Below are 24,262 nucleotides of genomic sequence, written 5' to 3'. Positions count from 1 at the left end.
ACCCCGCTCGTTCCCTGAGCTTGTCGAAGGGCTCGTTCGCTGAGCCTGTCGAAGGGCACCCCGCTCGACCACACACGATCAACGGAGATCACACGTGAAACGCACCATTCGCACGACCGCCGCGCTGCTCGCGGCCGGCCTGGTCGCATCCGGCCTCGCCCTCGCCGCCGCCGCACCGGCGAACGCGGCCACGTCGAACCCCATCCTGGGCGACGGCTCGTACTACTCGGCAGACCCGGCGACCCTCGTGGTCGACGACACGCTATACATCTATGCGGGCCGCGACGAGGCATCCGCCACCCAGAACGACTTCATCATGAACGAGTGGCAGGCGTTCTCGACCACCGACGTCGACTCCGGGGTCTGGGAGCACCACCCCGCGCTCATGCGTCCCGAGGCCGTCTTCGACTGGGCGACTCCCGGTCGCGCTTACGCCGGCCAGGTCGTCGAGGGTATCGACGGCCGCTACTACTGGTACGTGCCGGTGCACGAGGCCGCGAGCACCTCGGAGGACAAGTTCGGCATCGGCGTGGCCGTGAGCGACAACCCGCTCGGCCCCTGGACCGACCATGCGGGCGGCCCGATCGTGTCGCAGAAGATCCTCGGCAACACCATCCACAACATCGACCCGACCGTGTTCGTCGACGACGACGGAACCGTGCAGATGTACTGGGGCAGCTTCGGCCAGGCCCGGCGCATCGAGCTCGCAGCAGACATGAAGACGCTCGTGGGCAGCGCGCAGACGGTCACCGGACTCACCGGGTTCTTCGAGGCCCCGTGGCTGTTCGAGCGCAATGGTACCTACTACCTGGCCTACGCGGGCAACGACGTGGGCAGCACGTGCACCCCGGCGAACTACCACGCGTGCATCGGCTACGCCTCGGCGCCCAGCGCGACCGGCCCGTGGACGTACCGCGGCACCGTTCTCGCTCCCGTCTCGTCGACCACCAGCCATCCGGCGATCACCGAGTTCAACGGTGAGTGGGTCATCGCCTATCACACGGCGGATGCGGTGGGCGGCAATCACTTCCGGCGCTCGGTGGCCATCGACACGGTCGAGTGGGACGACACCCAGACGCCGGCGCGCATGAAGCTCGTGAAGCAGACTCCCGAGAAGCAGGCGAACACCACGCCGCGCACGAACATCGCGCCCTGGGCGCAGGTCACCGTGTCGAACGACCCGGTTCCCACCCAGTACTGGGTGAAGGCCCTCAACGACGAGATCGTGCGCCCCAACCCGCTGCCGCCGGACATGTGGGGCAGCTGGACCGGAAACCGGCCCGCCGAGCAGTGGCTGCAGTACACCTGGCCGCATCCGGTGCGCATCTCGAGCACGGAGCTGAAGTTCTTCCGCGACGTGGCACCCGGCACGGGCAACGGGGTCTCGAACCCGGCGTCGTGGACCCTGCAGTACTGGAAGGACGGCGCCTGGGTCGACGTTCCGAACCCGAGCGCGTACGGCACCTCGACCGCGTCGCCGCAGTCGACCACCTTCGACGCCGTGACCACCACGCAGGTGCGCGCGGTGCTGAAGGCGTCGCCCGGCACGGCCAACCCGTCGGAGTACTCCGCCCTTGCCGTGGAGGAGTGGAAGGTCAACGCCGATGCGGCGACGGGCTACACCCCGGCCGCCGTCAGCACCCTCGTCGGCGAGCTTCCCGAGCTGCCCGAGACCGTCGACGTGACGTACGCGGGAGGCGTCACCCTGCCCGCCACGGTCGCGTGGGTGCCGGTGGATGCGGCCGACGTCGCGGCGCCCGGCACCTTCACCGTGTCGGGTTCCGCGCAGGGATACGCCGCGTCGCAGGTCGAGGCCACCGTCACGGTGCTCGGCGGCGACGAGCTGCGCACGAATGTCGCGATCGATGCGGCGGCCACCGCGAGCTACACGGCGCCGTGGAATGCGGTCGGCGGGCTCAACGACGGAACCGAGCCCACGGCATCCGGCGATGTCACCCCGAACGACAACGCCCAGGTCTGGGGAGCGTGGCCGCAGGTCGGCCCGCAGACCATCGAGTACGAGTGGGCGAGCCCGGTGCGCATCGACGAGAGCGCCCTGTACTTCGTGCACAACCTCGACGCGGCCGGCGACGGGATCGCGGTGCCGAAGTCGTGGTCGCTCGAGTACTGGGACGCGGCGACGGAGACGTGGGTCGCTGTGCCGAACGCCTCCGCCTATGGCACCGAGGTCGACGCCTACAACACCGTGACCTTCGACGCCGTGACCACGACGATGCTGCGGGCGCAGCTCGTCGCCCAGGGAACGGTGGAGGGCAAGTCGAGCCTCGGAGTGAAGGAGTGGACGGTGCTGGGCGAACCCACCGATCTCGCCGCTCCGAGCGTGGCGCTCACGGTCGCCGGGTCGCAGGGCGCAGGCGGCTGGTACCTGTCGAACAGCACGGTGCGCGCGACGGCTATCGACGACCGCGACATCCGCAGCCGCATCGAACTGAAGTCGGGCTCGGGCGACTGGACGGCGTTCGAGAACGTGCGCTTCGCCGAGATCCTCGTGAGCGCCGAGGGCGCCACCGAGGTGAGGGCCAGGGCGACGGATGCCTCGGGCAACGTCAGCGAGGAATCGCTCGTGACCGTGTCGATCGACAAGACGCTGCCCACCGCGCAGGCCACGGTCGACGCGGCCGCGCGCCAGGTGACCGTCGCGGGCGCCGATGCGGTGTCGGGCCTCGCGGGACTCGAATACTCGATCGACGACCAGCTCGGCTGGCAGGCCTACACGGCCCCGGTCGTGGTCGATGAGCAGAAGCACGACGTGTTCTACCGGGCACGCGACGCGGCCGGAAACGTGTCGGTCGCGGGCAAGGCCACCGTACCTATCTCGAGCACTGTGCCGCTCACCGGGAACATCGCGCCCCTCGCCACGGCGACCGCCTCGTTCTCGTCGAGCTGGACATCGGTCGGCGCCATCAACGACGGCGCCGCCGACGGATCGAGCTGGGGAACCTGGCCCGAGGTCGGCGAGCAGTGGGTGCAGCTCACCTGGGATCGCATCGTCGACGTCGACAGCTCGGAGCTCAAGTTCTTCTCCGACTCCACCGACGAGGCCGGCGTGGGCGTCATCGTTCCGCGCAGCTGGCGCATCCAGTACCTCGACGTGGCGACGGGCCAGTGGCTCGACGTCGACGCCGAGGGCGACTACGGCCGCGATCGTGAGGCGTTCAACCCGGTGTCGTTCGACACCGTGCAAACGACCGCCCTGCGCGCGGTGATGCAGGCCTGGGGCGAGGCCGCGGCCGGCGGATCGAGCGGCATCTACGAGTGGCGGGTCTTCGCCGCGGAGGCCGTCGACCCCGAGCCCGACGTCGTGGCCCCGACCGTGGTGCTCGAGCAGGCGCCCGTGCCGCCGGCATCCGGCTGGAACACCGGCGACGTGACCGTGTCGGTCACCGCGAGCGACGACGTGGATGACGCGCCGGCGGTCTCGGTGCGCGTCGATGAGGGCGAGTGGGCGCCGTATACGGCGCCGGTCGTTGTGTCGGCGCAGGGCGACTCGCTGGTCGAGGCCCGAGCAGTGGATGCCGCGGGCAACGTCTCGGAGATCGGCTCGGCGAGCGTGAAGCTCGACTCGGTCGCGCCGGTGACCTCGGCGACGGTGGTCGGAGATGGGTTCAGGGCCGCCGCTGCTGCTGCTGCGCCGGTGGCGGGGACTCCGCAGAAGCCCGTGCGCATCATGCTCAGTGCGAGCGATGAGACGTCGGGGGTCGCCCGAACCGAGTACTCGAGGGGTGGCGACGAGTGGATCGCCGCGGGCGACGACGACATCGTGTTCGACGAGGTGGGCACGCAGACGTTGAGCTTCCGCTCGGTGGATGCCGCCGGCAACGTCGAGGAGACGCGCACGCTCGAGGTGCAGATCACCGCTGTGGAGGTGCCGGTCGACCCGCAGGAGCCGGGGACGCCGGACGTTCCGAGCGTGCCGGGGGCGCCGTCTGTTCCTGCGGGATCGTCGGGGGGATCGGGAGCGGGTTCGGCAGAGACGCTTCCGGCGACGGGAGCCGAGCCGCTGGTGCCTGCGCTCGCGGCGCTGCTGCTGCTGGCGGCTGGAGCGCTGCTCCTCCGTCGCCACCTTTCCGCACCGGTCGAGTAGGTCGCGGGTAGCGCTCGCCCCTTCGACAGGCTCAGGGAACGGACCGTTCCCTGGGCTTGTCGAAGGGCACCCCCTCGTTCCCTGAGCCTGTCGAAGGGCACCGGACCGTTCCCTGAGCTTGTCGAAGGGCGGGTTCAGCGGCGGGCGATCGTCGATCCCCTGATGACCAGACGACCCGGCAGGTTCTCGACTCCGGGAGTCGCCGCCGTGCCGTCGATGGCGTCGAAGATGCGGGTGGCGGCCATGCGCCCGAGCTGCTGCAGATTCGCGTCGATGCTCGTGAGCTCGGGGCGCGAGTTCGTCGCCAGGATCTCCCAGTTGTCGAAGCTCACCACGGCCACGTCGTGCGGAACCTCACGGCCGAGGTCGCGCATCGTGTCGAGCACGCCCCGCGCGATCTGGTCGGAGCCGGCCACGACGCCGTCGATGTCGGGGAACTGTCGGAAGAGCATCGCCGACGCGTCGCGACCCCAGTGCTCCGACCATTCCGAGAACATGGGTCGCCCCATCAGCTCGAGGCCGGCGTCGCCAAGCGCATCCATGACCCCCGCGGCGCGGTCCTGGGCGGCGGCATAGACGGCCTCTCCTGAGATCATCGCGATCTTCGAACGACCGCACGCGATGAGATGTTCGACCGCGAGGCGGCCGCCCGCCCGGTTGTCCGGAGTGATCGAGACGTCGGTAGGGTCTTCGCTCGGCGCGTAGGCGTAGACCACGGGAACGGGGATGTTGTGCCCGAGCGACGGGCGCGGATCGGTCGAGCGGCCCACCACGATGATGCCGTCGACACGTCGTGTCAGCAGCGCGTTCAGATGGTGCTGCTCGCGGATCGCGTCGCCGCGGGCGTCGCACAGGAAGACGTTGACCTGGCCCGCGCCGAACGCGTCTTCGGCGCCCATGAGAATCGGGATCACGAAGCGGCCCTCGAGGTCGCTCGTGAGCAGGCCGACGGTTCCCGTTCGACCGTTGATCAGGCTGCGCGCCAATTCGTTCGGCGTGAACGAGATCTTCTTCGCCGCTTCGAGCACACGTTGCCGCGTCGCGGCCGCAACCTCGCCGCGGCCGTTGATGGCCTTCGACGCGGTGGCAAGAGACACGCCGGCGATCTTCGCCACATCGCTGAGCGTTGCAGCGCGGCCCCCCGCTGTGCCCGTTCTGTTGTCTGACATGCGCACCTCTTCCGTGGAGAAAAGGCTACAGGAAAATGCACTTGACGACGCTGTAGACGACGCGATAGCCTGCCGAAAGGCGTTTCGAAGCTTTCGGCTTCTGCCCGAACCTGACGGACCTTGCACGGTCCACTCAACGTAGAGTCAAAAGGAGAATCACAGATGATCACCACAGCAGGTAATCGCATGCGACGGGCGGGAGGCGTGCTGCTCGCCGGCGCACTCATCGCCGGACTCGCCGCATGCTCCGGCGGCGGAACCGCTGCAGACCCGGCGGCCAGCGCCGGCCCCGAAGGAACCGACGACGGAAGCGAGCTCACCCTCTGGACTCGCGCCCCGCTCGAGAAGCAGGCCAACCTGCTCGTCGACGCGTACAACGCGAGCCACGAGAACCAGGTCAAGCTCACCGTCGTGCCGAACGACGACTACGTGGCCAAGGTCGGTGCCGCAGCCGGCTCCGGAAGCCTTCCCGACCTGTTCGCCGCAGACATCGTCTACGTGCCGAACTGGGTGGAGCAGGGGCTGTTCCAGGACATCTCGTCGAACATCGACGGCCTCGACTTCAAGGACTCGATCAACAAGGGGCACCTGTCGGCCGGCACCGTCGACGACAAGGAGCACGTGCTGCCCTTCGTGCTCGACCTCTCGATGATGTTCTGGAACAAGGAGCTCTACAAGGAGGCCGGACTCGACCCCGAGAAGGGACCGACGACCCTCGCCGAGTTCGCCGAGCAGGCCAAGGCGGTTCAGGCTCTGAACAAGCCCGACACATACGGCACCGCTACCGGCCTCAACTGCGGCGGCTGCCTCGTCTTCACCTGGTTCCCGAGTGTCTGGGCATCGGGCGACGAGGTCATGAACGGCGACGGAACAGAGTCGCTGCTCGCCGAGAAGAACGCGAAGGACGTCTTCGCCACGTGGGCCGACCTGTGGGCCTCCGGAACGGTGCTGCCGTCGTCGAAGGACGAGGCCGGCCCCACCTGGACCGCCGGATTCACCGAGGGCAAGGTCGGCGTTATGCCGTACCCCGCCACGCTGCTGAGCTCCACGCCCTTCGATGTCGGCGTCGCCGGCATCCCGGGGCCGGATGGCGGCGCCTCGACGTTCGTCGGTGGCGACGGCATCGGAATCTCGAAGGACTCCAAGAAGTCGCCGCAGGCCTGGAACTTCCTCAACTGGCTGATGTCGGAGGACGCGCAGGTCGAGGTCCTCGCGAAGGACAGCGACGTGGTCTCCCGCAGCGACCTGTCGAGCAACCAATACTCCGACAAGGATCCGCGCCTGGTCACGATCAACGAGGTCGCGGCCAAGGGTGACACCCCCGTGTCGAAGAACTTCCAGGAGGCGTTCAACTCGCCGACCGGCCCGTGGCTTGAGCTCGTGCGCAATGCGGTTCTCGACGGCAGCGACTCGCTCGACGCCGACAACGAGGCCATCACCGAGGTGCTCTCGCAGTAACCGGCGTCACCAGCGTCATCCGGGGCGGGCGCCCGCAGCGCCCGCCCCGGCTCCACACCCGCATCACCGCATCGAAAGGCTCCCTCATGAGCACCACCGTCACTCCGGCATCGGCGCCGGTCGCGGCGACCCGGCCCGGTCGTGCTCCCACCCGGCGCCGCCCGCGACGCTCCGGAAGCGCCCTCACGGGCTGGCTGTTCGCTCTTCCCACGGCGCTGTTCGTCGTGCTCCTCTTCCTGGTGCCGCTCGTGCTCGTCTTCCAGATGGCGGCGTCGGACTGGCCGCTGCTCGGCGGCAACCAGGGCATCAACTTCCCCGAGAACTTTCCCGAGGCCCTCGACAACCGCTTCTTCATCGATTCGGTCATCTTCACCCTGAAGTACACCGTCCTGGCCACCGTGCTGCTCATCGGCCTCGGCCTCGGACTGGCCTTGCTCGTGCAGGAGTCCAGCCGGTGGAAGGGCTTCCTGCGAACCGCCTTCCTGGTGCCCAGCGCGCTCGGCCTCGCATCGGCATCCCTGCTCTTCTACGTTCTCTACTCGCCCATCGCCGGCCCGTTCGCCGAGCTCACCAAGTCGTGGGGCTTCACGTTCCTCGGCACACCGGATGCTGCGCTCTGGTCGACCCTGTTCCTGATCGTCTGGCGATTCGCCGGCTTCTACATGCTGTTGATGCTCGTCGGACTGCAGGGCATTCCGGAAGAGGTCTACGAGGCCGCCCGCATCGACGGCGGATCGCGCTGGCAGATCTTCCGCGACATCACCGTTCCGCTGCTCAAGCCGACGCTGGCGCTGACCACCGTGATGTGCGTCACCGGATCGCTTCTCGCCTTCGAGCAGTTCTACATCCTCACCAAGGGCGGCCCCGACAACAGCACCATCACCGTCGTTCAGCTGATCTACAACGTGGCCTTCCAGGGGCCGAACAACCTCGGCGTCGCCGGTGCGCTGTCGGTCATCGTGCTCGCCGCCCTCGTCATCATCAACATCGTGCAGATCCGCGCGTTCAGCAAGAAAGCCGAGGACTGACCCGTGACCGCTCTCATCGAACCGCCCACGACCGTCGCGGCCGACCGCCCGGCCGAGCCGCCACGCGGGGGCCGCAAGGCACCGCGCACGACGAGTCTCGGCGGAATCGCCATCCAGATGCCGTTCTGGGTTCTGACCGCGGCGCTGGCCGTGATCTTCCTCTACCCGCTGGTGTGGACCGCGATCTCGTCGGTCGCGCCGCTCGCGGGCACGAACCAGACCGACGGCTGGGGGCTCGGCAACTACATCACGTTGGCGAACTACCAGGACGGCATTCTGCAGTACATCGGCAACTCGGTGTTCGTGTCGCTGCTGACCGTGGTGCTCACGCTCGTGATCTCGCTGCTCGGGGGCTACGCGTTCGCCAGGTTCAACTTCCGCGGCAAGAACGCGCTGTTCCTCGCGACGATCGCGATCCTGATGGTGCCCTACGCCACACTGCTGATCCCGCTGTACGTGCTGCTCAACATGGTCGGCCTGTCGAACTCCCTCGTGGGAGTGGCGCTGGTGCTGACGATGTTCCAGCTGCCGTTCTCGACCTTCATGATGCGCATCGCGTTCGAGTCGATCCCGAGAGAGCTCGACGAGGCCGCCATGGTCGACGGCTGCAACTCGTGGACCGTGCTGTGGAAGGTGCTCGTGCCGGCCGTGAAGCCCGGGCTCATCACGGTGGGGCTGTTCGCATTCCTCGCGGCGTGGAACGACTTCATGGCTCCGCTCATCCTGATCAACGACTCGACGAAGATGACTCTTCCGCTCGCCGTGTCGAACCTGCGCGGGCAGGTGCAGGGCGTCGTCGACTACGGCGCGACCGAGGCCGGCGTCGTCGTCCTCGCACTCCCGTGCATCCTTCTCTTCCTCATTCTTCAACGTCACTACGTGCGCGGCTTCATGTCCGGCGCTTTCAAGGGGTAACCATGTCACTCATCACACGAACCGTCGCAGCTCCGGTGGTTCCCACCTCCGGTGCGCTCCGACCCCTGGGCCTCGACGAGGTTCGCATCACCGGCGGCTTCTGGCACGACCGCCAGCAGGTCAACGGAGAAGCCACCCTCCCGCACATCGAGCACTGGCTCGAGAAGGAGGGCTGGCTCGCCAACTTCGACCGGGTGGCCGCGGGCCTCACCGCGTCGGAGGGTCGGCGCGGACGCGAGTTCTCCGACTCCGAGATCTACAAGTACCTCGAGGCCGTCGCCTGGGAGATCGGGCGCCTCGGTTCCTCCGGCTCCGGCGGCGACCCCGCCCGGCGCGACGCTCTCGAGGCGCGCTTCCGTGCCGTGGTCGCGCGGGTCGCCGCGGCGCAGGATGCGGACGGCTACCTGAACACCCGGTTCGGCCACCCGGGTCAGGAATCGCGCTGGTCGCAGCTCGAGTGGGGCCATGAGCTCTACTGCCTCGGCCACCTCTTCCAGGCCGCCGTCGCCCGGGAGCGCACGGCGCCCGGTGCCGACGACGGGCTGCTGTCGATAGCCCGACGTGCCGCCGATCTGATCGTCGAGGCGTTCGGGGAACACGGAATCCAGTCGGTCTGCGGCCACCCCGAGGTCGAGGTGGGCCTCGCCGAACTCGGCCGGGTCACGGGGGAGCAGTCGTACCTCGACCTCGCCGGCCTGTTCGTGGAGCGACGCGGGCATCAGATATTGAAGGACATCGAGTACGGACGGGCCTACTTCCAGGACGACGTTCCCGTGCGCGACGCGACGGTGCTGCGCGGGCACGCGGTTCGGGCGAACTACCTCGCCGCCGGGGCGCTCGACATCGCCGTGGAGAAGTCCGATTCCGGCATGATCGACGCGCTGAAGGCGCAGTGGCAGCGCACCATCGACCGCCGCACCTACGTGACGGGTGGGCAGGGATCGCACCACCAGGACGAGGCGTTCGGCGAGGACTGGGAGCTGCCCAGCGACCGCGCCTACTCAGAGACCTGCGCCGGCATCGCATCGATCATGTTCAGCTGGCGGCTGCTGCTCGAAGAGAACGACGTGCGCTACGCCGACCTGATCGAGCGCACGTTGTTCAACGTCGTGGCCACGTCGCCGTCGGCCGAGGGAACGGCGTTCTTCTACGCCAACACGCTGCACCAGCGCACGCCCGGAGAGGCGGGTTCGCCCGACGAGATCTCGCCGCGCGCATCGTCGTCGGTGCGCGCGCCCTGGTTCGAGGTGTCGTGCTGCCCGCCCAACGTGGCGCGCACCTTCGCGAGTCTCGCCGCCTATGTGGCGACCGTCGACGACACGGGGCTGCAGCTGCACCAGTACGCTCCCACCACCATCGACACGCAGCTGGGTGGCGGCGACGGACGCGTCGGCGGCCGGCTCGCGGTGCGGGTCGAGACCGACTACCCGCGCTCGGGCCGCATCGTGGTGCGCGTCATCGAGGCGCCCTCCGATGAGGTGTCGCTGTCACTGCGCGTTCCCTCGTGGGCGACGGGCGCGACGCTGGCCGTCAGCGGTGGCTCGACGGAGACCGGTGGCTCGACGGAGACCGGTGGCTCGACCGAGACCGTGTCGCCGGGCGCTGTGTCGCCGGGATATGTCACGGTGACGCGCGTGTTCTCCGCGGGCGACGTGCTCGAGCTCGAGCTGCCCATGCGGCCGCGCTTCACCCGTCCCGACTCGCGCATCGACGCGATCCGCGGCTCGGTGGCTGTCGAGCGCGGCCCCGAGGTGTTCTCGCTCGAGTCGGCGGGGCTGGCCGGCGTCGGCAGCGGCGAGGAGGAGTTCAGCCGCATCGAGATCGACGACACGGTCGATCCGGTCGATGCCGCCGATTCGGCTGACCCGATGGGCCCGGATGCCGGTGCCCGGCTGACCGTGACGCTGCGGGTCGCGCCCGAGGCCACGTCGGAGTGGCCGTACGAGTCGGAGCTGAACGCGGCCTCCGACACTGCGTCTGCCTCCGACGCCGAGGCGTTCACGGCGGAGCTGCTGCCGTACCACGCGTGGGGAAACCGCGGCCCGTCGACGATGCGCATCTGGATCCCGACGCAGCGCCGCTGACGGCAGCCCCGCCGGGGCCCGCTGAGCGCTCACCGAACTGACCCGAAGTGCTCTCTTTCTGAGAATCGAGAGCACTTCGGGTCAGTTCGCGTTCGCCCCTCGTTGCTCGACCGGAGGTGGCGAGCCGCACTGAAGTGCGGAAAATGGCCGCCTCCACATGCTCGGAGGCGGCCATCCTCCGCACCTCAGTGCGGCAGGTGCGAGGTGCTACGCGGTGCGGCGGCGGCGCAGCAGCACGAAGCCGCCGACTGCGAGCAGGGCGCCGGCGGCGGCGACCGAGGCCGTCGCATCCAGGCCCGTGGCGGCGAGCGTCTTGCCGCCCGCAGCCGGCTTCACGCCGGACGTGAAGTCGGTTCCTGCGATCACGGGAGGAGTGGTCGTGCCCGGCGTGGTGGTGGGCGGATCCACCGGTGTCGGCGGAGCGACGTCGAGGGTCACGACGAAGTCGACGCGGTCGAAGTAGTTCGCGGCTCCCAGCAGGTCGACACTGTAGAAGCCGTCCGTCTCGGTCACGGGAAGGGTGCGGGTGAGGTCGATCGAGGAGCGGGCCTCGACGTTCGTCACGACGTAGCCCTCCTTCGGCTCGACCGTGACGCCGAAGCGGGACGGGAAGAAGTACGCCTCGTGGTCGTCGTCGGCCACGTAGAAGTTGCCAGGCTGCCACTCGACGGCCTCGAAGGCGTCGCCGTTCGAGTACACGGTCGGAACGCCGTATCCGGTCACGAGCGTCTCGGGGTCGCCCGCCAGAACGGTCTGCACGCCCGCCTTGAACGCCGACATGCCGATGAGCTTCGACTGGCTGGCGGCCGTGACCGTGACCGAGGACTCGCCCTGCACGCTGCTCGGGCCGCTGAGGGTGTCGATGGTGCTGCCGTCCTGGAAGATGAACGTGCCATTGCTGAACGAGATGGTCTCGTCGGGCAGTCGCTCGAGGTCTGCGAGTCCCGTTGCGCCTGTGGCGTCGAAGAAGGCCGAGCTCACACCGCTGTTCGGGCCGCCCACGTAGATCTGGGCCGCGCCGACGGGGATGTTCGGAAAGACATAGTCGCCGCTGGCGTTCGTGTTGGTCGCCCACCACTTGCCGTTGACATCGTGCAGGTACACGTAGGAGGAGGTGCGCTTCTCGTCTGTGCGACCGTCGGGGGCGACGAGCGTCGTGTCGAAGAGGCCGTCCGCGTAGCGGTCGTCGAACTGCGTCACCGTCACAGTCCCGGTGGCGTCGGCGGCGCTGGCCGACCCGGCGACGAGGGGCGTGACGGCGCCGAATGCGGTCACGATGACGGCTCCGACGGCGATCTTCTTCAGGGCGGGATGCATGGGTTTCTCCGATGTGTGACGTGCTCTGGCGGGTCGAGCGTAGCGAGGGATGCTCAGTTCGGTCGGGCTCGTCGGTGTCTGTTCATGAACCGTTCGCCTTGGCTTGCGTCTCGGCGGGCGGCGGGCTAGTGTTCCTGTAAACGTTCTTGTAAACGATTACAAAGGAACCTCCGTGACGAAGAAGTCCACACTCGTGCTGGTCGCCGAGCGCGCCGGTGTGTCGATCGCGTCGGTCTCGCGGGTGCTCAACGGGCTTCCTGCATCGGATGGCGTGACCGAGCGAGTGCGCGAGGCCGCCACCACCCTGGGCTACGTTCCCTCGGCCACCGCCCGCTCGCTCAAGGTCGGCAAGACCATGCAGATCGCGCTCGCGGTCGCCGACGTCGGAAACCCCGTCTACGTCGCGATGATGCACGAGGTCTCCCGTGTCGTGACCGAGGCCGGCTACCGCCTCGTGCTCTCGTCGACCGGAAGCGACCCCAGCGACCAGATCGACTTTCTCGCGGGCCTCAACCGCGGTTTCGCCGACGGCCTCATCATGAGCCCGCTGCGCGTGACCGATGAACTCGTCGCCGCGCTGCAGGAGACGCGCGTACCCGTCGTGATCATCGGATCGCTGCCCGCGGGCGTCGAGTTCGACAACGTGCGCGCCGATTCGGCCAAGGGCATCGGCCTCGCGGTGAAGCACCTCGTGAAGGCGGGGCGCGAGCGCATCGCCTTCATCAACGGACCCGTCGACACCGTTCCGGGCGCAGCCCGCCTCGCCGGGTACGTGCGGGCCATGACCAAGCACGGCATGCCGCTCGTCGCCGACATGCAGGCTGCTGCATCCGACTTCACCTACCGCGCCGGCCTCGTCGCCGCCCGTGAGCTCTTCTCCCAGTCGACCCCCGACGCGGTGGTGTGCGCGAACGACCTGCTCGCGGTCGCGGCGATGAAGGAGCTCAGCACCCGCGGCATCCGGGTGCCCGAGCAGGTGGCCGTGATCGGCATGGACGACACCGACATCGCCGAGCTCGCCAACCCCTCGATCACGAGCGTCGACCTCGGCTCGGTCAAGCGCGCGCGGGCCGCAGCGAAGCTGCTCATCCGGCGCCTTGAAACACCGGATGCGCCGGTCGAGCAGGTCGTGATCAAGCCGTCGCTGACCGTTCGCGAGTCCACACCGGCTGCACCGAACCACACCCCCTGACCCGACCCACCTCCCCACAATCGAAGAGGATGCACGATGACGAGCACACTCGACAGTCGCCCGCGCGCGGGCGCGCCGAACCCCACGGCACCGCCGAAGAAGCGTCGACGCTCGCGCGTCGGCGGCGGCGGAGGCCGTGACGCCTGGCTTCTCGTACTGCCGGCCCTGATCCCCGTTCTGCTGTTCAGCGTCTACCCGCTCGCACAGGGCCTGCTTCTCGGCTTCACCGACTCGAAGGCCGGGCTGAACGCCACGGTCAGCTTCAACGGCGTCGACAACTACACGCAGCTCATGGGCAACGAGCTCTTCTGGAACTCGTTCCGCATCGGCCTCATCTGGGCGTTCGGCGTGACGATCCTGCAGTTCTTCGCCTCGCTCGGGCTCGCGCTGCTTTTGAACCTCGACCTCAAGATCCGCTGGATCGCGCGCACCCTGGCCCTGGTGCCGTGGGCCATGCCGCCGGTGATCATCGCCATCATGTGGCGGCTGATGCTCAACCCCACCTACGGTCCGATCAACGAGGGCATGCGGGCCATCGGCCTGCCGGGCGACATCAACTGGCTCGGCGACTTCTCGACCGCGCTGCCCGCCGTGATCGTCGTGGGCGTCTGGGCTGGAATGTCGCAGACGACCATCACGCTGCTGGCCGGGCTGCAGAACGTGCCCACCGACCTGCACGAGGCCGCATCCATCGACGGGGCCGGCGCGTTCAAGCGCTTCTGGCACGTCACCCTGCCGGCGCTGCGACCCATCATCGTGGCGATCACCACGCTCGACCTCATCTGGAACTTCAACAGTTTCGCCCTGGTCTACGTGCTCACGGCCGGAGGGCCGGGCGGCCAGACGATGCTGCCGATGCTCTTCGCGTACAACGAGGCGTTCCGCTACGGCAACTTCGGCTACGCCGCCGCCATGGGAAATGTGATGGTCGTCGTGATCGGCATCTTTCTCTTCTTCTATCTGCGCAGCCAGGCGAGGAGCCGACTCTCATGACCGCCATCATCGACCGCCCGCAGTCCGACAACCCAAAACGGCCCGACCGCCCGGCGCCCACACCCCGTCGGCTCTCGTCGGCGAAGCGCACCCGTCGGGTCACGCGTCCGCTGCAGTACCTGGCGCTCGCGGGCTACATCGTGTTCCTCGGATTCCCGCTGCTGTTCCTGCTCATCACCGCGTTCAAGACGCCGCAGGAGCTGCAGTCGGCGGCCCCGTCCTTCCTGCCGCAGTCGCTCAACTTCGACAACTTCACGCAGGCCACGGAGAAGGCCAACCTGATTCCGGCGGCGCTGAACAGCCTCATCGTGTCGGTCGCGACGACCCTCATCGTGACCGTGATCTCGCTGCCGGCGGCCTACGCCCTCGCCCGCTTCAAGACGAAGCTGCGCACGGTGGCGACGGGCTGGATCCTGCTCAGCCAGGTGTTCCCGTTCATCCTCATCATCATCCCGCTGTTCCTGGTGCTGAAGCAGATCGGGCTCATCAACAGCCTGGTAGGCCTGATCCTCGTCTACACGGTGTGGTCGCTGCCCTTCGCCCTGTGGATGCTGCAGGGGTACGTCGCCGGAATCCCCGTCGAACTCGAGGAGGCCGGGGCGATGGACGGCGGGTCGAGGCTGCTCGTGCTGCGCAAGATCATCCTTCCGCTGCTCGCCCCCGGCCTCGTCGCCACGAGCCTGTTCACCTTCATCTCGGCCTGGAACGAGTTCTTTTTCGCTCTTGTGCTCATCCAGGACCCGGCGCTGCAGACCCTGCCGCTCACCCTCGCGCGCTTCGTCGGCGCCGAGGGGCAGGTGCAACTCGGCCAGCTCGCGGCGGCGTCGCTGCTCGCCACGATCCCCAGCCTCGTGTTCTTCGCGCTCATCCAGAAGCGGCTCACCTCGGGCCTGCTCAGCGGCGCGGTCAAGGGCTGACCCCGCTCACCACCAACACCATCCGACCCAACACAGTGCAGTGCCCTCACCAGAAAACAAAGGAGTTTCACCCATGAGAAGAAAGATTTCGGTCGCCGTCGGCGCCGTCGCCATCGTCGGCATGATGTCGGGATGCGCGTTCGGCGGAGGCGGAACGACAGACACCTCGTCGAACGACGGCCCCGTCGAGATCACCTTCCAGAGCCTCGCCTATCAGGACTCCACGGTGGCGGCCACGAAGGAGATCGTCGACAGCTGGAACGCCGACAACCCCGACATCCAGGTGAAGCTCACCCAGGGAAGCTGGGACAACGTGCACGACCAGCTCGTCACCCAGTTCCAGGGCGGCACGGCCCCGGATGTCATCCAGGACGAGTCGAGCGACATCCTCGGCTTCGCGAACCAGGGCTACCTCGCCGACCTCAGCGACCACCTGAGCGACGACGTGAAGTCGAGCGTCTCCGACGACGTCTGGAAGACGGTGTCGACCGCCGACGGCAAGATCGTCGCCGCTCCCACCCTGCTGCAGACCTACGTGGTCTACGCCAACACCGACGCGTTCGCCGCGGCCGGAGTCGAGGTTCCCACGGGCGACGAACTCACCTGGGACCAGCTGCAGGACATCTCGAAGAAGCTCACCGCCGACGGCAAGTTCGGTGTCGGCTGGGGCCTCAAGCAGCCCACCGCCGCGATCATGAACACGGCCCTCGGATTCGACGGCACCTTCTTCGACGTCGAAGACGACGGCACCGCCAAGATCGACATCGGCGACGACGAGCTGGCCGTTCCGAAGTACGTGCACGACATGGCCTACGAAGACGCGTCGCTCGACCCGATCACGCTCACCCAGAGCGGGTCGGATGTCCTCCCCGGCTTCCTCGGTGGAACGTACGCCATGTACGTGGGCGGCAACTTCCTGGCGCAGCAGATCAGCGAGTCCGCGCCCGAGGGCTTCAACTGGAAGGTCCTGCCCCCGCTCGCAGGCTCCGCAGGCCCGGTGCAGGCCGCGAACCCGCAGACCCTCTCCGTGGCGGCCGAGAGCAAGAACGTCGAGGCCTCGGCCAAGTTCATCGACTACTTCATGAGCGCCGACAACCTGGCCTCGGTCGCCGAGGGCGACTGGCTGATCCCGTCGACGGACGCCGCGCGCACCGCCGTGGAGACGAACACGAACGGCGAGAACGGCTGGAAGGAGCTGCTCGCGACGGGTGAAGACCTCACGGGTGCGCCGTTCCAGAAGGCCACGAACTACCCGCAGTGGAAGGACCAGTACGCGACCCCGCTGCTGCAGCAGTACTTCGCGAACTCGATCACTCTCGACGAGCTCAAGCAGAAGCTCACCGAGGGTTGGTCGTCGATCGGCTGACCTTCCGGCACGCCGGAGCGCGGGGCGGAATCCCGCCCCGCGCCTCGGCCCCCGCACCAGAACACACCCCATGACACACGACACTCAGCCGGCCACGACCGTCGGAACACAAGGAGACTTCAGGATGGATCTGCTCGAAGACAAGGCGACAGGGGCCCTCGCGGGCGCCGCCGTGGGCGACGCCCTGGGAGGAGCCGCGGAGGGCAACACGCCCGAGGCCATCCAGGAGCGCTACGACGGGTTCATCACCGGAGTCGTCCCCCCGTTCCTGGCCGACTGGCGCAACGCCCGGCCCATCGCGCCGTACCACAAGGGCGATGGCCACATCACCGACGACACCCTCATGACCAATGCGCTCGTCGACGTCTACGACGAGGTGCGCGACCACCTCGACGCCTATGCGATCGCCGAGAAGTTCGTTCCGCGCCTCATCGGCGAACGCCAGTGGATCCCCGAGCTCGAGACCGACGCGATCCTGCTGCAGCGCATCTTCCTCGCCGAGAAGTGGCTCGTCGCGCGCATCCACTACGGCCACATCGACCCCCGCGAGGCGGGCGTCGGCAACATCGTGAACTGCGGCGCCACCATGTACGCGGCCCCCATCGGAATCATCAACGCCGGCTCGCCCGACACCGCCTATGCCGAGGCCATCGATGTGGCCGGCGCCCACCAGTCGAGCTACGGCCGCGAGGCGGCCGGCGTCTACGCTGCCGCCGTCGCCGAGGCGATGCGCGTCGGCGCGACCGTCTCGAGCGTTCTGGATGTCGCCCTGCGACTCGCGAAGGACGGCACGCGCGACGCGATCGAATCGGTCGTCGAGGCCGCATCCACGCGCAGCGACTGGCGCGACTCGCTCGCCCACCTTCGCTCGGCCGTCGAGCCGTTCGACACCGTCGGCCCGAACTACCGGGCGCCCGCCCGCGACGCCCGCATCCCGAGCCGCACGAAGTCGATCGAGGAGCTGCCCATCGCCCTCGGCATGCTCGTGGTCGGCGGGGGAGACTACAGCGAGGCCGTTCTGGGCTCGATCAACTACGGTCGCGACTCCGACTCGATCGCCGTGATGGCCGGGTCGATCGCGGGCGCGCTGCATGGGCTCGAGGCGGTTCCGGCCGAGTGGGTCGACGCCGTCACGCAGGGCAGCCGCATCGACATCACCGCCACCGGCCCACGGATCGCGGCCGTCGCGCGCGAGGTGTTCGAGAAGGACTGCGCCCGCGCCGAGGCTCGCGCGGCCTCGATGTCGGCACTCACGCGAGCACTCTGATGCTGCGACTGAGCTGGACCCAGCCCGAAGACCTGGTGCCGCACGCGCTGGCCGCCGCTCGCCTCGACGGGGTCGACGTGTCGGCGCTCGAGGCGGAGTGGGTGGCCGCGGGCGGATCGCCGACCGCCGCCGTCAGCGGTGCGTCGCCGCAGCCCGCGCCCCCCGAGCTGCGCGAGCTCGCGCGGGCTCTGCTGGCGCGCATCGACGAGCTGCCTCTACCCGCCGCGCTCGTCGCGGCCGAGCCCGACGCCCTCGACGCCATCCTCGACCTCGCGCCGCAGCCGCCCGAGCTGCCGTCGGTGTCGAGCGACTCGGGCGGGCCCGGCTCGGCGTCGATCGGCTCGTTCGGCGACCGGATGCTCGGGGCCTGGCTGGGCAGGGCCGCCGGCTGCCTGCTCGGCAAGCCCGTCGAGAAGATCTCGCGCGAGGGCATCCGCGCCATCGCGCAGTCGACCGGCAACTGGCCGGTCTCCTCCTACTTCACCGAGCAGGGACTCGACCCGGCCGTCGCCGCGCGATACCCGTGGAACCGGCGCAGCCGCCCCACGAGCCTCGTCGAGAACATCGACGGCATGCCCGAAGACGACGACCTCAACTTTCCCCTGATCGCCCTCGAACTGCTCGAGCGCGCGGGGGCCGACTTCACGACCGACGACGTGGCGCTGTCGTGGCTCGCGAACCTGCCCGGAGGCCGCGTGTTCACGGCCGAGCGCATCGTCTACCGCAACCTGCTCGAGGGGCACGAGCCCGATGTCGCGGCCACGGTGCAGAACCCGTTCCAGGAGTGGATCGGTGCGCAGATCCGCACCGATGTCTACGGCTGGGCGCGGCCCGGCGACCCCCACGCCGCGGCCGCGCTCTCTTATCGCGACGCGTGGCTCAGCCACCGGCGCAGCGGGCTCTACGGCGCGCTCTTCGTCGCGGCCGCCAGCTCCGCGGCGCTCGTCGCCTCGTCGGTGCACGAGGTGATCGCGGCCGGGCTCTCGGCGGTTCCCGAGGGCAGCCGCTACGCCGCGGCCATCCTGCGCGGCGCCGAGCTGGGCGCATCCGATCTCACGGTCGACGAGGGCCTCGATGCGCTCGCCGCCGAGTTCGGTCACCTGCACTGGGTGCACGCGCTCAACAACAGCGCGCTGCTGGCGTTCGCGCTCGTGCGCTCCGACGGCGACTTCGCCACGGCGATCTCGATCGCCGTGATGGGCGGCTGGGACACCGACTCGGTGGGCGCCACCGCCGGCGCGATCGCGGGCGCGCTGACAGGCGCCGTCGCGCTGCCGTCGGCCTGGATCGAGCCTCTTCACAACCGGCTCGCCACGTCGATCCCGGGCTTCGACGGCATCGGCTTCGACGAGCTCGCGGAGCGCACGGCCGCTCTCGCTCCGTCCGCCGAGCCGACCCTTTCGCAGGCCGCCCGATGAGCGTCATCGTGGTCGGCAGCGCCAACCTCGACCTCGTCTACACGGTCGAGGCCATCCCCGCGCCCGGCGAGACCGTGCTCGCGACGGGCGGCGGCCGGCATCCGGGTGGTAAGGGCGCCAACCAGGCCGTCGCGGCCGCCCGCGCCGGTGCGGCGACCACCTTCGTCGCGCTGCTTGGCGACGACGACGCGGGCGCGCTGCTGCGCGACAGCCTGCGCGGCGCCGGGGTCGTGGATGCGACGCGCATCACCGCGGGCGAGACCGGCACCGCGCTCATCACCGTCGATGCGCACGCCGAGAACACCATCGTGGTGAACCAGGGAGCGAACGCGCTGTTCACCTCGCTCGCCGACGACCAGGCTCAGCACATCCGCGATGCAGACGTGCTCGTGCTGCAGCTCGAGATCCCGATCGAGACCGTGCGCGTGGCGGCCGCCATCGCCCGCGCCGCGGGAACGCGCGTGCTGCTGAACGCGGCGCCGGTGCGGCCCCTTCCCTCCGAGCTGCTCGCTCTCGTCGACGTGCTGATCGTGAACGAGACCGAGGCGGCTCAGCTCGCCGGCGACGACGCGACCGACCTGTTCTCGCGGGCGCGGGCACTCACCCGCGACGTGCCGAGTGTCATCATCACCCTCGGCTCGGCCGGCTCCGTGCTGCTGCATCGCGGCGACGCCGAGCTCACGCGGGTCGAGGCCCACGAGGTCGAGGCCGTCGACACCACCGGGGCCGGCGACACGTTCTGCGGCGCCTTCGCCGCCGCGCTCGACGAGGGGCTCGACCTGCCCTCGGCCGTGCGCTTCGCGACCGCGGCCTCCGCCCTCTCGGTGCAGCGCGTGGGCGCCGTGCCCTCCATTCCCGATCGCAAGGAGATCGACGCTCTTGTCTCATCGCTCTGACGTTTTGCCCGTCGCCGACCTCGTTCACGACCCCGACGAGGCCAACACCAACGAGTTCGACCCGCTGGTGCCGCGCCCGATCGACCGCGCGACCGAGCTGCCGCTGACCGGTGTGCTCGATGAGGCAGTCGGCGACATCGCCAAGATCTTCGCGGCTCCTGCTGACCCGGCCGAGTGGCCCGCCTGGCGCGAGGCGCTCGCGGCCTGGCGCGCGGACGCCCGCCGCCGCATCGACTATTCGGGCGCGGCCTACGACGACGTGACCTCGCGCTGGACCCAGCACTGCGCATCCGTCGCCCTCGTGTGGCTCTGGGACGAGCGGCTCTTCGACGCCGAGGCGCAGCGCTTCGACGTGCAGCGTTTCGTCGGTGCGACGGCCGGCTTCGGCGGCTTCGACGGTGTGGTGCTCTGGCACGCCTACCCGGTGATCGGCATCGACGACCGCAACCAGTTCGACTACTACCGCGACGTGCCCGGCCTGCGCGAGCTCGTCGCCGAGTTCCAGCGGCGAGGCATGCGCGTGTTCATCGACTACAACCCGTGGGACACGGGAACACGCCGCGCCGACCACGACGATGCGGCGGAGCTCGCCCTGATCGTCGACGAGCTGGGGGTCGACGGCGTCTTCCTCGACACGATGAAGGAGGGCGACCGCGCGCTCGTCAGGGCTCTGCGCGAATCGTCGCCGCCGCGCGCCCTCGAGGGTGAATCGCGCGTGCCCAACGTGCGCATCGAAGACCACCAGCTGAGCTGGGCGCAGTGGTTCGACGACAGCGAGGCGCCCGGCGTGATGCGCGCCCACTGGTTCGAGCGTCGGCATATGATGCACTCGACCCGCCGCTGGAATCGCGACCACAGCTCCGAGCTGCAGTCGGCCTTTATGAACGGCACGGGCATGCTCGTCTGGGACACGGTCTTCGGCGTCTGGGTGGGCTGGAACGCGCGCGATCAGTCCACGCTGCGGCGCATGCTGCGGGTGCAGCGCGCGCTCGGCGACGTGTTCGTGGGTGGCGACTGGGTGCCGCTCGACGGCGCCTCCGGGCATGCCCTCGACCACGGCGTCTACGCCTCTCGCTGGTCGACCGATGAGGTCGACGTCTACACGCTGGTCAACCGCTCGGGCGTGGACTACACCGGCCCCGCCCTGTCGGCCGAGCACGTCTCGGGCGTGCTGTGGGATGCGACGGCCGGGCGCATCGTCGGCCCCGAGGGCGTTGTCGTTCCGGCTCGTGGCGTCACCGCGATCGTGCGCGAGAAGGCGCGCGGCCTCACCACGGCTCCGGATGTGACGGAGCCGCACTCCGAACTCCTCCGCGGGCTCCTGGCCGAGGCCGCGGCGGATGCGCCCAGCGCCGATTCGAGCTTCCCCGCGCGAGAGGCCGTGCGCCGGATTCCGGCGGCGGCGCCCGTCGCAGCCGCGCCCGCCGACTCGGTCGTGATCGACGCCGCCACCCACGAGCTCGTCGTGCGCTTCCGCCGCCGAGAGACGGGACTCTACGGCGAGGCGCCCTACGTCGAGGAGTGGAAGCCGCTGCCCCCGCGGTTGCACGACGACCGCAGCCTCGAGGTCACGGTCGAGACCGGCCGCGTCGCCGTGGCCCGCCGCGAGGTCACCCGCGCCGAGTTCGATCGCTTCGTGGCCGACACGGGCTACGCGCCCGCAGGCGATAACCGCTTCCTCCTCGCCGCGCAGGCCGGTGGCGACGCCGTGACCTGCGTCGACCTCGACGACGCGCGAGCCTACGCCGCGTGGGCCGGGGCCCGCCTGCCCACCGAATTCGAGTGGCAGCTGGCGGCATCCGATGGTGCCTTCGAGCGGGCCGAGCCGTGGGTCTGGAACTGGACCGAGAGCGAGCACAGCGACGGCGTCACCCGCTTCGTGCAGTTGAAGGGCGGCGCCGACTACGAGGCGCAGGGCTCCGACTGGTACGTCGACGGAGGCCGCCGCGAGCCCGACTTCAGCCTGAAGTACCTGCTCACCGGGCTGGGGATCTCGAGGTCGCCGAACATCGGTTTCCGCCTCGCGTGGGACCTGGAGGACGAATCATGAGCGCCGCGCCTCTCGACGGAGTTAGGGTGCTCGACGTCTCGACGCTGTTCGCGGGTCCGCTCGCGGCCACGTTCCTCGGCGACTTCGGGGCCGACGTGATCAAGGTCGAGCACCCGCTGAAGCCCGACGCCTCGCGCGGCCACGGACCGGCCAAAGACGGCGTGAATCTCTGGTGGAAGACGCTCGGCCGCAACAAGCGCACGGTCACGCTCAACCTCGGCCAGGCCGATGGGGCCGCTGTGCTACTCGAGCTCGTGCGCACGGCCGACGTGCTGATCGAGAACTTCAGGCCCGGCACGCTCGAGCGGTGGGGCCTGGGCCCGGATGCGCTTCTCGCCGCCAACCCGGCGCTGGTCATAGCGCGGGTCACCGCCTTCGGCCAGTTCGGGCCCTACTCCGCGCGGCCCGGCTTCGGCAGCCTCGCCGAGGCGATGAGTGGATTCGCGGCGCTCACGGGCGAGCCCGACGGCCCGCCCACCCTGCCGCCCTTCGGTCTCGCCGACGGCATCGCTGCGCTCGCCACGAGCTACGCCGTGATGGTCGCACTGCGCTCCGCCGAGGCGACCGGCCGCGGCCAGGTGGTCGACATGGCCATCATCGAGCCCATCCTGATGCTGCTCGGCGGCCAGATCACGGCCTTCGACCAGCTCGGAACCGTGCAGGCCCGCACCGGCAACCGCAGCGTGAACAACGCGCCGCGCAACGTGTACCGCACGGCCGACGACGAGTGGGTCGCCATCTCGACCAGCTCGCAGTCCATCGCCGAGCGTGTGATGACCCTCGTCGGCCGACCCGAACTCGTCGACGAACCGTGGTTCTCGAGCGGGCACAGCAGGGCGCAGCACGCCGACGAGCTCGACGAGGCCGTCGCATCCTGGGTCGCCGCTCGCCCCACGGCGGTGGTGCTCGAGGAGTTCGAGAGGGCGCAGGCCGCCGTCGCGCCCGTCTACGACGTGCGGGGCATCCTCTCCGATCCGCAGTACGCCGCGCTCGGCACCGTTCAGAGCGTCGACGACGACGAGTTGGGCCCGGTCAAGATGCAGAACGTGCTGTTCCGCCTCTCCGAGACGCCCGGAGCGATCCGGTTCAGCGGTCGACCGCACGGTCACGACACCGACGAGGTGCTCGACGAGATCGGCATCACGGCCCAACAGCGGGCGGCGCTGCGCGAACGGGGGATCCTGTGAGCGCCCGCGCATCCGGTGCCCGACCGTTCGCCGCCCGGCCCATCGTCGCGGCGCTGTACGTTCCCGGAGACAGGCCCGACCGCTTCGAGACGGCGGCGGCTAGCGGCGCGAACATGGTGATCCTCGATCTGGAGGACGCGGTCGCGCCCGAGCGCAAGGATGCCGCCCGTGAGGCCGTGCTCGACTGGCTCGCCGCATTCCGGCCGGGCGACGAACGGCATCCCGCGCTGGCCGTCGTGCAGGTGCGCATCAACAGCGGCGAACGCGGAGACGACGATGCGCGCGCGCTGGCGTCATCGCCCGCCGCGATCGAGTTGCGCGTGCCCAAGGTCGAGACGCCCGGGCAGCTCGATGTGCTCGCGGGCCTCGCCTCCGGGCTGCCGGTGACCGCCCTCGTCGAGTCGGCGCTGGGCGTCGAGAACGCCTACGCGATCGCCGCGCATCCGGCCGTGACGAGGCTCGCGCTCGGCGAATCCGACCTCGCGAGCGAGCTCGGCACGCGCGCGCCCGCCGTGCTCGACTACGCCCGCATCCGGCTGTTGTACGCGGCCCGGTCGGCCGGGCTGGAGGCGCCGATGATGTCGGCGTTCCCCGACATCCGCAATCTGGATGCGCTGCGCGCCGACACCCTGCGCGGCCGCGAGTCGGGCTGGTTCGGCCGCTCCGCCATCCACCCCAGCCAGCTGCCCGTCATCCACGAGGCGTTCGCCCCGACCGACGCCGAGCTCGGCTGGGCCCGCGAGGTGCTCTCGGTCGGCGAGGCAGGGGGAGTCGCGACGCTCGCGAGCGGCGAGATGGTCGACGCGGCCATGCTCGGCCGGGCGCGGTCGATCCTCCGCGCGGCGGAGCCCTTCGCCTGACCCTCGGCTGACCCTCGCCTGACCCTGTCGTCTGACCCGA

17 protein-coding genes are annotated in these 24,262 nt (G+C 69.4%); 15 read left to right on the top strand and 2 right to left on the bottom strand.

What is annotated here, in order from left to right; translation table 11 throughout:
* Positions 1 to 94 precede the first annotated feature (94 nt).
* A complete protein-coding gene (locus ASF06_RS19830) occupies positions 95 to 4,105 on the top strand; it encodes an OmpL47-type beta-barrel domain-containing protein (RefSeq protein WP_235500953.1) in 4,011 nt (1,336 codons plus the stop codon).
* Positions 4,106 to 4,239: 134 nt separating this feature from the next.
* On the opposite strand, the gene ASF06_RS08815 is transcribed toward ASF06_RS19830, so the two are convergent.
* Positions 4,240 to 5,274, bottom strand: coding sequence for a LacI family DNA-binding transcriptional regulator (locus tag ASF06_RS08815; RefSeq protein WP_055945649.1), 1,035 nt, complete (start codon positions 5,272 to 5,274; stop codon positions 4,240 to 4,242).
* 162 nt (positions 5,275 to 5,436) lie between these two features.
* On the opposite strand from ASF06_RS08815, the gene ASF06_RS08810 reads away from it, so the two are divergent.
* The 4 genes from ASF06_RS08810 (at position 5,437) to ASF06_RS08795 (ending at position 10,759) form a co-directional block, all read left to right on the top strand.
* A complete protein-coding gene (locus ASF06_RS08810; protein WP_055945647.1) occupies positions 5,437 to 6,732 on the top strand; it encodes an ABC transporter substrate-binding protein in 1,296 nt (431 codons plus the stop codon).
* Positions 6,733 to 6,818: 86 nt separating this feature from the next.
* Complete coding sequence (locus ASF06_RS08805; protein ID WP_055945645.1) at positions 6,819 to 7,760, top strand: carbohydrate ABC transporter permease; 942 nt, start codon at positions 6,819 to 6,821, stop codon at positions 7,758 to 7,760.
* A gap of 3 nt (positions 7,761 to 7,763) precedes the next feature.
* Complete coding sequence (locus tag ASF06_RS08800; RefSeq protein WP_082479560.1) at positions 7,764 to 8,675, top strand: carbohydrate ABC transporter permease; 912 nt, start codon at positions 7,764 to 7,766, stop codon at positions 8,673 to 8,675.
* 2 nt (positions 8,676 to 8,677) lie between these two features.
* Complete coding sequence (locus ASF06_RS08795; RefSeq protein ID WP_200920339.1) at positions 8,678 to 10,759, top strand: glycoside hydrolase family 127 protein; 2,082 nt, start codon at positions 8,678 to 8,680, stop codon at positions 10,757 to 10,759.
* Between the two features lie 207 nt (positions 10,760 to 10,966).
* On the opposite strand, the gene ASF06_RS08790 is transcribed toward ASF06_RS08795, so the two are convergent.
* Complete coding sequence (locus tag ASF06_RS08790) at positions 10,967 to 12,076, bottom strand: LPXTG cell wall anchor domain-containing protein (RefSeq protein ID WP_055945643.1); 1,110 nt, start codon at positions 12,074 to 12,076, stop codon at positions 10,967 to 10,969.
* Positions 12,077 to 12,248: 172 nt separating this feature from the next.
* Between ASF06_RS08790 and ASF06_RS08785 the strand changes: the two genes are divergently transcribed.
* From ASF06_RS08785 to ASF06_RS08740, 10 genes are all read left to right on the top strand, one after another.
* Positions 12,249 to 13,268 carry a LacI family DNA-binding transcriptional regulator gene (locus ASF06_RS08785; RefSeq protein ID WP_055945641.1) on the top strand — a complete coding sequence of 340 codons (1,020 nt, stop codon included), beginning with the start codon at positions 12,249 to 12,251 and terminating at the stop codon, positions 13,266 to 13,268.
* 36 nt (positions 13,269 to 13,304) lie between these two features.
* Positions 13,305 to 14,261, top strand: a complete 957-nt coding sequence (locus ASF06_RS08780) for a carbohydrate ABC transporter permease (RefSeq protein ID WP_055945639.1) — start codon at positions 13,305 to 13,307, stop codon at positions 14,259 to 14,261.
* A complete protein-coding gene (locus ASF06_RS08775) occupies positions 14,258 to 15,178 on the top strand; it encodes a carbohydrate ABC transporter permease (protein WP_082500799.1) in 921 nt (306 codons plus the stop codon). The genes ASF06_RS08780 and ASF06_RS08775 overlap by 4 nt, the downstream gene beginning before the upstream one ends.
* Positions 15,179 to 15,251: 73 nt before the next feature.
* Entirely contained in the window at positions 15,252 to 16,544 is a 1,293-nt protein-coding gene (locus ASF06_RS08770; protein WP_055945637.1) for an ABC transporter substrate-binding protein, read from the top strand.
* 70 nt (positions 16,545 to 16,614) lie between these two features.
* The gene (locus ASF06_RS08765) at positions 16,615 to 17,811 is read left to right on the top strand and encodes an ADP-ribosylglycohydrolase family protein (protein ID WP_235500952.1); all 1,197 of its coding nucleotides are present in this window, start codon (positions 16,615 to 16,617) and stop codon (positions 17,809 to 17,811) included.
* Positions 17,811 to 19,229 (top strand): ADP-ribosylglycohydrolase family protein, encoded by a 1,419-nt coding sequence (locus tag ASF06_RS08760; protein WP_235500951.1) that lies wholly within the window; start codon positions 17,811 to 17,813, stop codon positions 19,227 to 19,229. Before ASF06_RS08765 ends, ASF06_RS08760 begins: the two co-directional genes overlap by 1 nt.
* Complete coding sequence (locus ASF06_RS08755; protein ID WP_055945633.1) at positions 19,226 to 20,125, top strand: ribokinase; 900 nt, start codon at positions 19,226 to 19,228, stop codon at positions 20,123 to 20,125. The genes ASF06_RS08760 and ASF06_RS08755 overlap by 4 nt, the downstream gene beginning before the upstream one ends.
* The gene (locus ASF06_RS08750; RefSeq protein WP_235500950.1) at positions 20,109 to 22,175 is read left to right on the top strand and encodes an SUMF1/EgtB/PvdO family nonheme iron enzyme; all 2,067 of its coding nucleotides are present in this window, start codon (positions 20,109 to 20,111) and stop codon (positions 22,173 to 22,175) included. The genes ASF06_RS08755 and ASF06_RS08750 overlap by 17 nt, the downstream gene beginning before the upstream one ends.
* Complete coding sequence (locus ASF06_RS08745; protein ID WP_055945628.1) at positions 22,172 to 23,362, top strand: CaiB/BaiF CoA transferase family protein; 1,191 nt, start codon at positions 22,172 to 22,174, stop codon at positions 23,360 to 23,362. The genes ASF06_RS08750 and ASF06_RS08745 overlap by 4 nt, the downstream gene beginning before the upstream one ends.
* The gene (locus tag ASF06_RS08740) at positions 23,359 to 24,222 is read left to right on the top strand and encodes an HpcH/HpaI aldolase/citrate lyase family protein (protein ID WP_055945626.1); all 864 of its coding nucleotides are present in this window, start codon (positions 23,359 to 23,361) and stop codon (positions 24,220 to 24,222) included. Before ASF06_RS08745 ends, ASF06_RS08740 begins: the two co-directional genes overlap by 4 nt.
* The last annotated feature ends 40 nt before the right edge of the window (positions 24,223 to 24,262 follow it).

The sequence above is a fragment of the Agreia sp. Leaf244 genome (assembly GCF_001422695.1).
GTDB lineage: Bacteria > Actinomycetota > Actinomycetes > Actinomycetales > Microbacteriaceae > Agreia.
The sequence above is the reverse complement of the archived record's forward strand: the minus strand, read 5'-3'. Positions and strand labels throughout refer to the sequence as shown.

Coding starts and splice junctions, on each gene's coding strand:
- ASF06_RS08815 (WP_055945649.1), bottom strand. CDS start 5,274: ATGTCAGACAACAGAACGGGCACAGCGGGGGGCCGCGCTGCAACGCTC.
- ASF06_RS08810 (WP_055945647.1), top strand. CDS start 5,437: ATGATCACCACAGCAGGTAATCGCATGCGACGGGCGGGAGGCGTGCTG.
- ASF06_RS08805 (WP_055945645.1), top strand. CDS start 6,819: ATGAGCACCACCGTCACTCCGGCATCGGCGCCGGTCGCGGCGACCCGG.
- ASF06_RS08795 (WP_200920339.1), top strand. CDS start 8,678: ATGTCACTCATCACACGAACCGTCGCAGCTCCGGTGGTTCCCACCTCC.
- ASF06_RS08790 (WP_055945643.1), bottom strand. CDS start 12,076: ATGCATCCCGCCCTGAAGAAGATCGCCGTCGGAGCCGTCATCGTGACC.
- ASF06_RS08780 (WP_055945639.1), top strand. CDS start 13,305: ATGACGAGCACACTCGACAGTCGCCCGCGCGCGGGCGCGCCGAACCCC.
- ASF06_RS08775 (WP_082500799.1), top strand. CDS start 14,258: ATGACCGCCATCATCGACCGCCCGCAGTCCGACAACCCAAAACGGCCC.
- ASF06_RS08770 (WP_055945637.1), top strand. CDS start 15,252: ATGAGAAGAAAGATTTCGGTCGCCGTCGGCGCCGTCGCCATCGTCGGC.
- ASF06_RS08765 (WP_235500952.1), top strand. CDS start 16,615: ATGACACACGACACTCAGCCGGCCACGACCGTCGGAACACAAGGAGAC.
- ASF06_RS08760 (WP_235500951.1), top strand. CDS start 17,811: ATGCTGCGACTGAGCTGGACCCAGCCCGAAGACCTGGTGCCGCACGCG.
- ASF06_RS08755 (WP_055945633.1), top strand. CDS start 19,226: ATGAGCGTCATCGTGGTCGGCAGCGCCAACCTCGACCTCGTCTACACG.
- ASF06_RS08745 (WP_055945628.1), top strand. CDS start 22,172: ATGAGCGCCGCGCCTCTCGACGGAGTTAGGGTGCTCGACGTCTCGACG.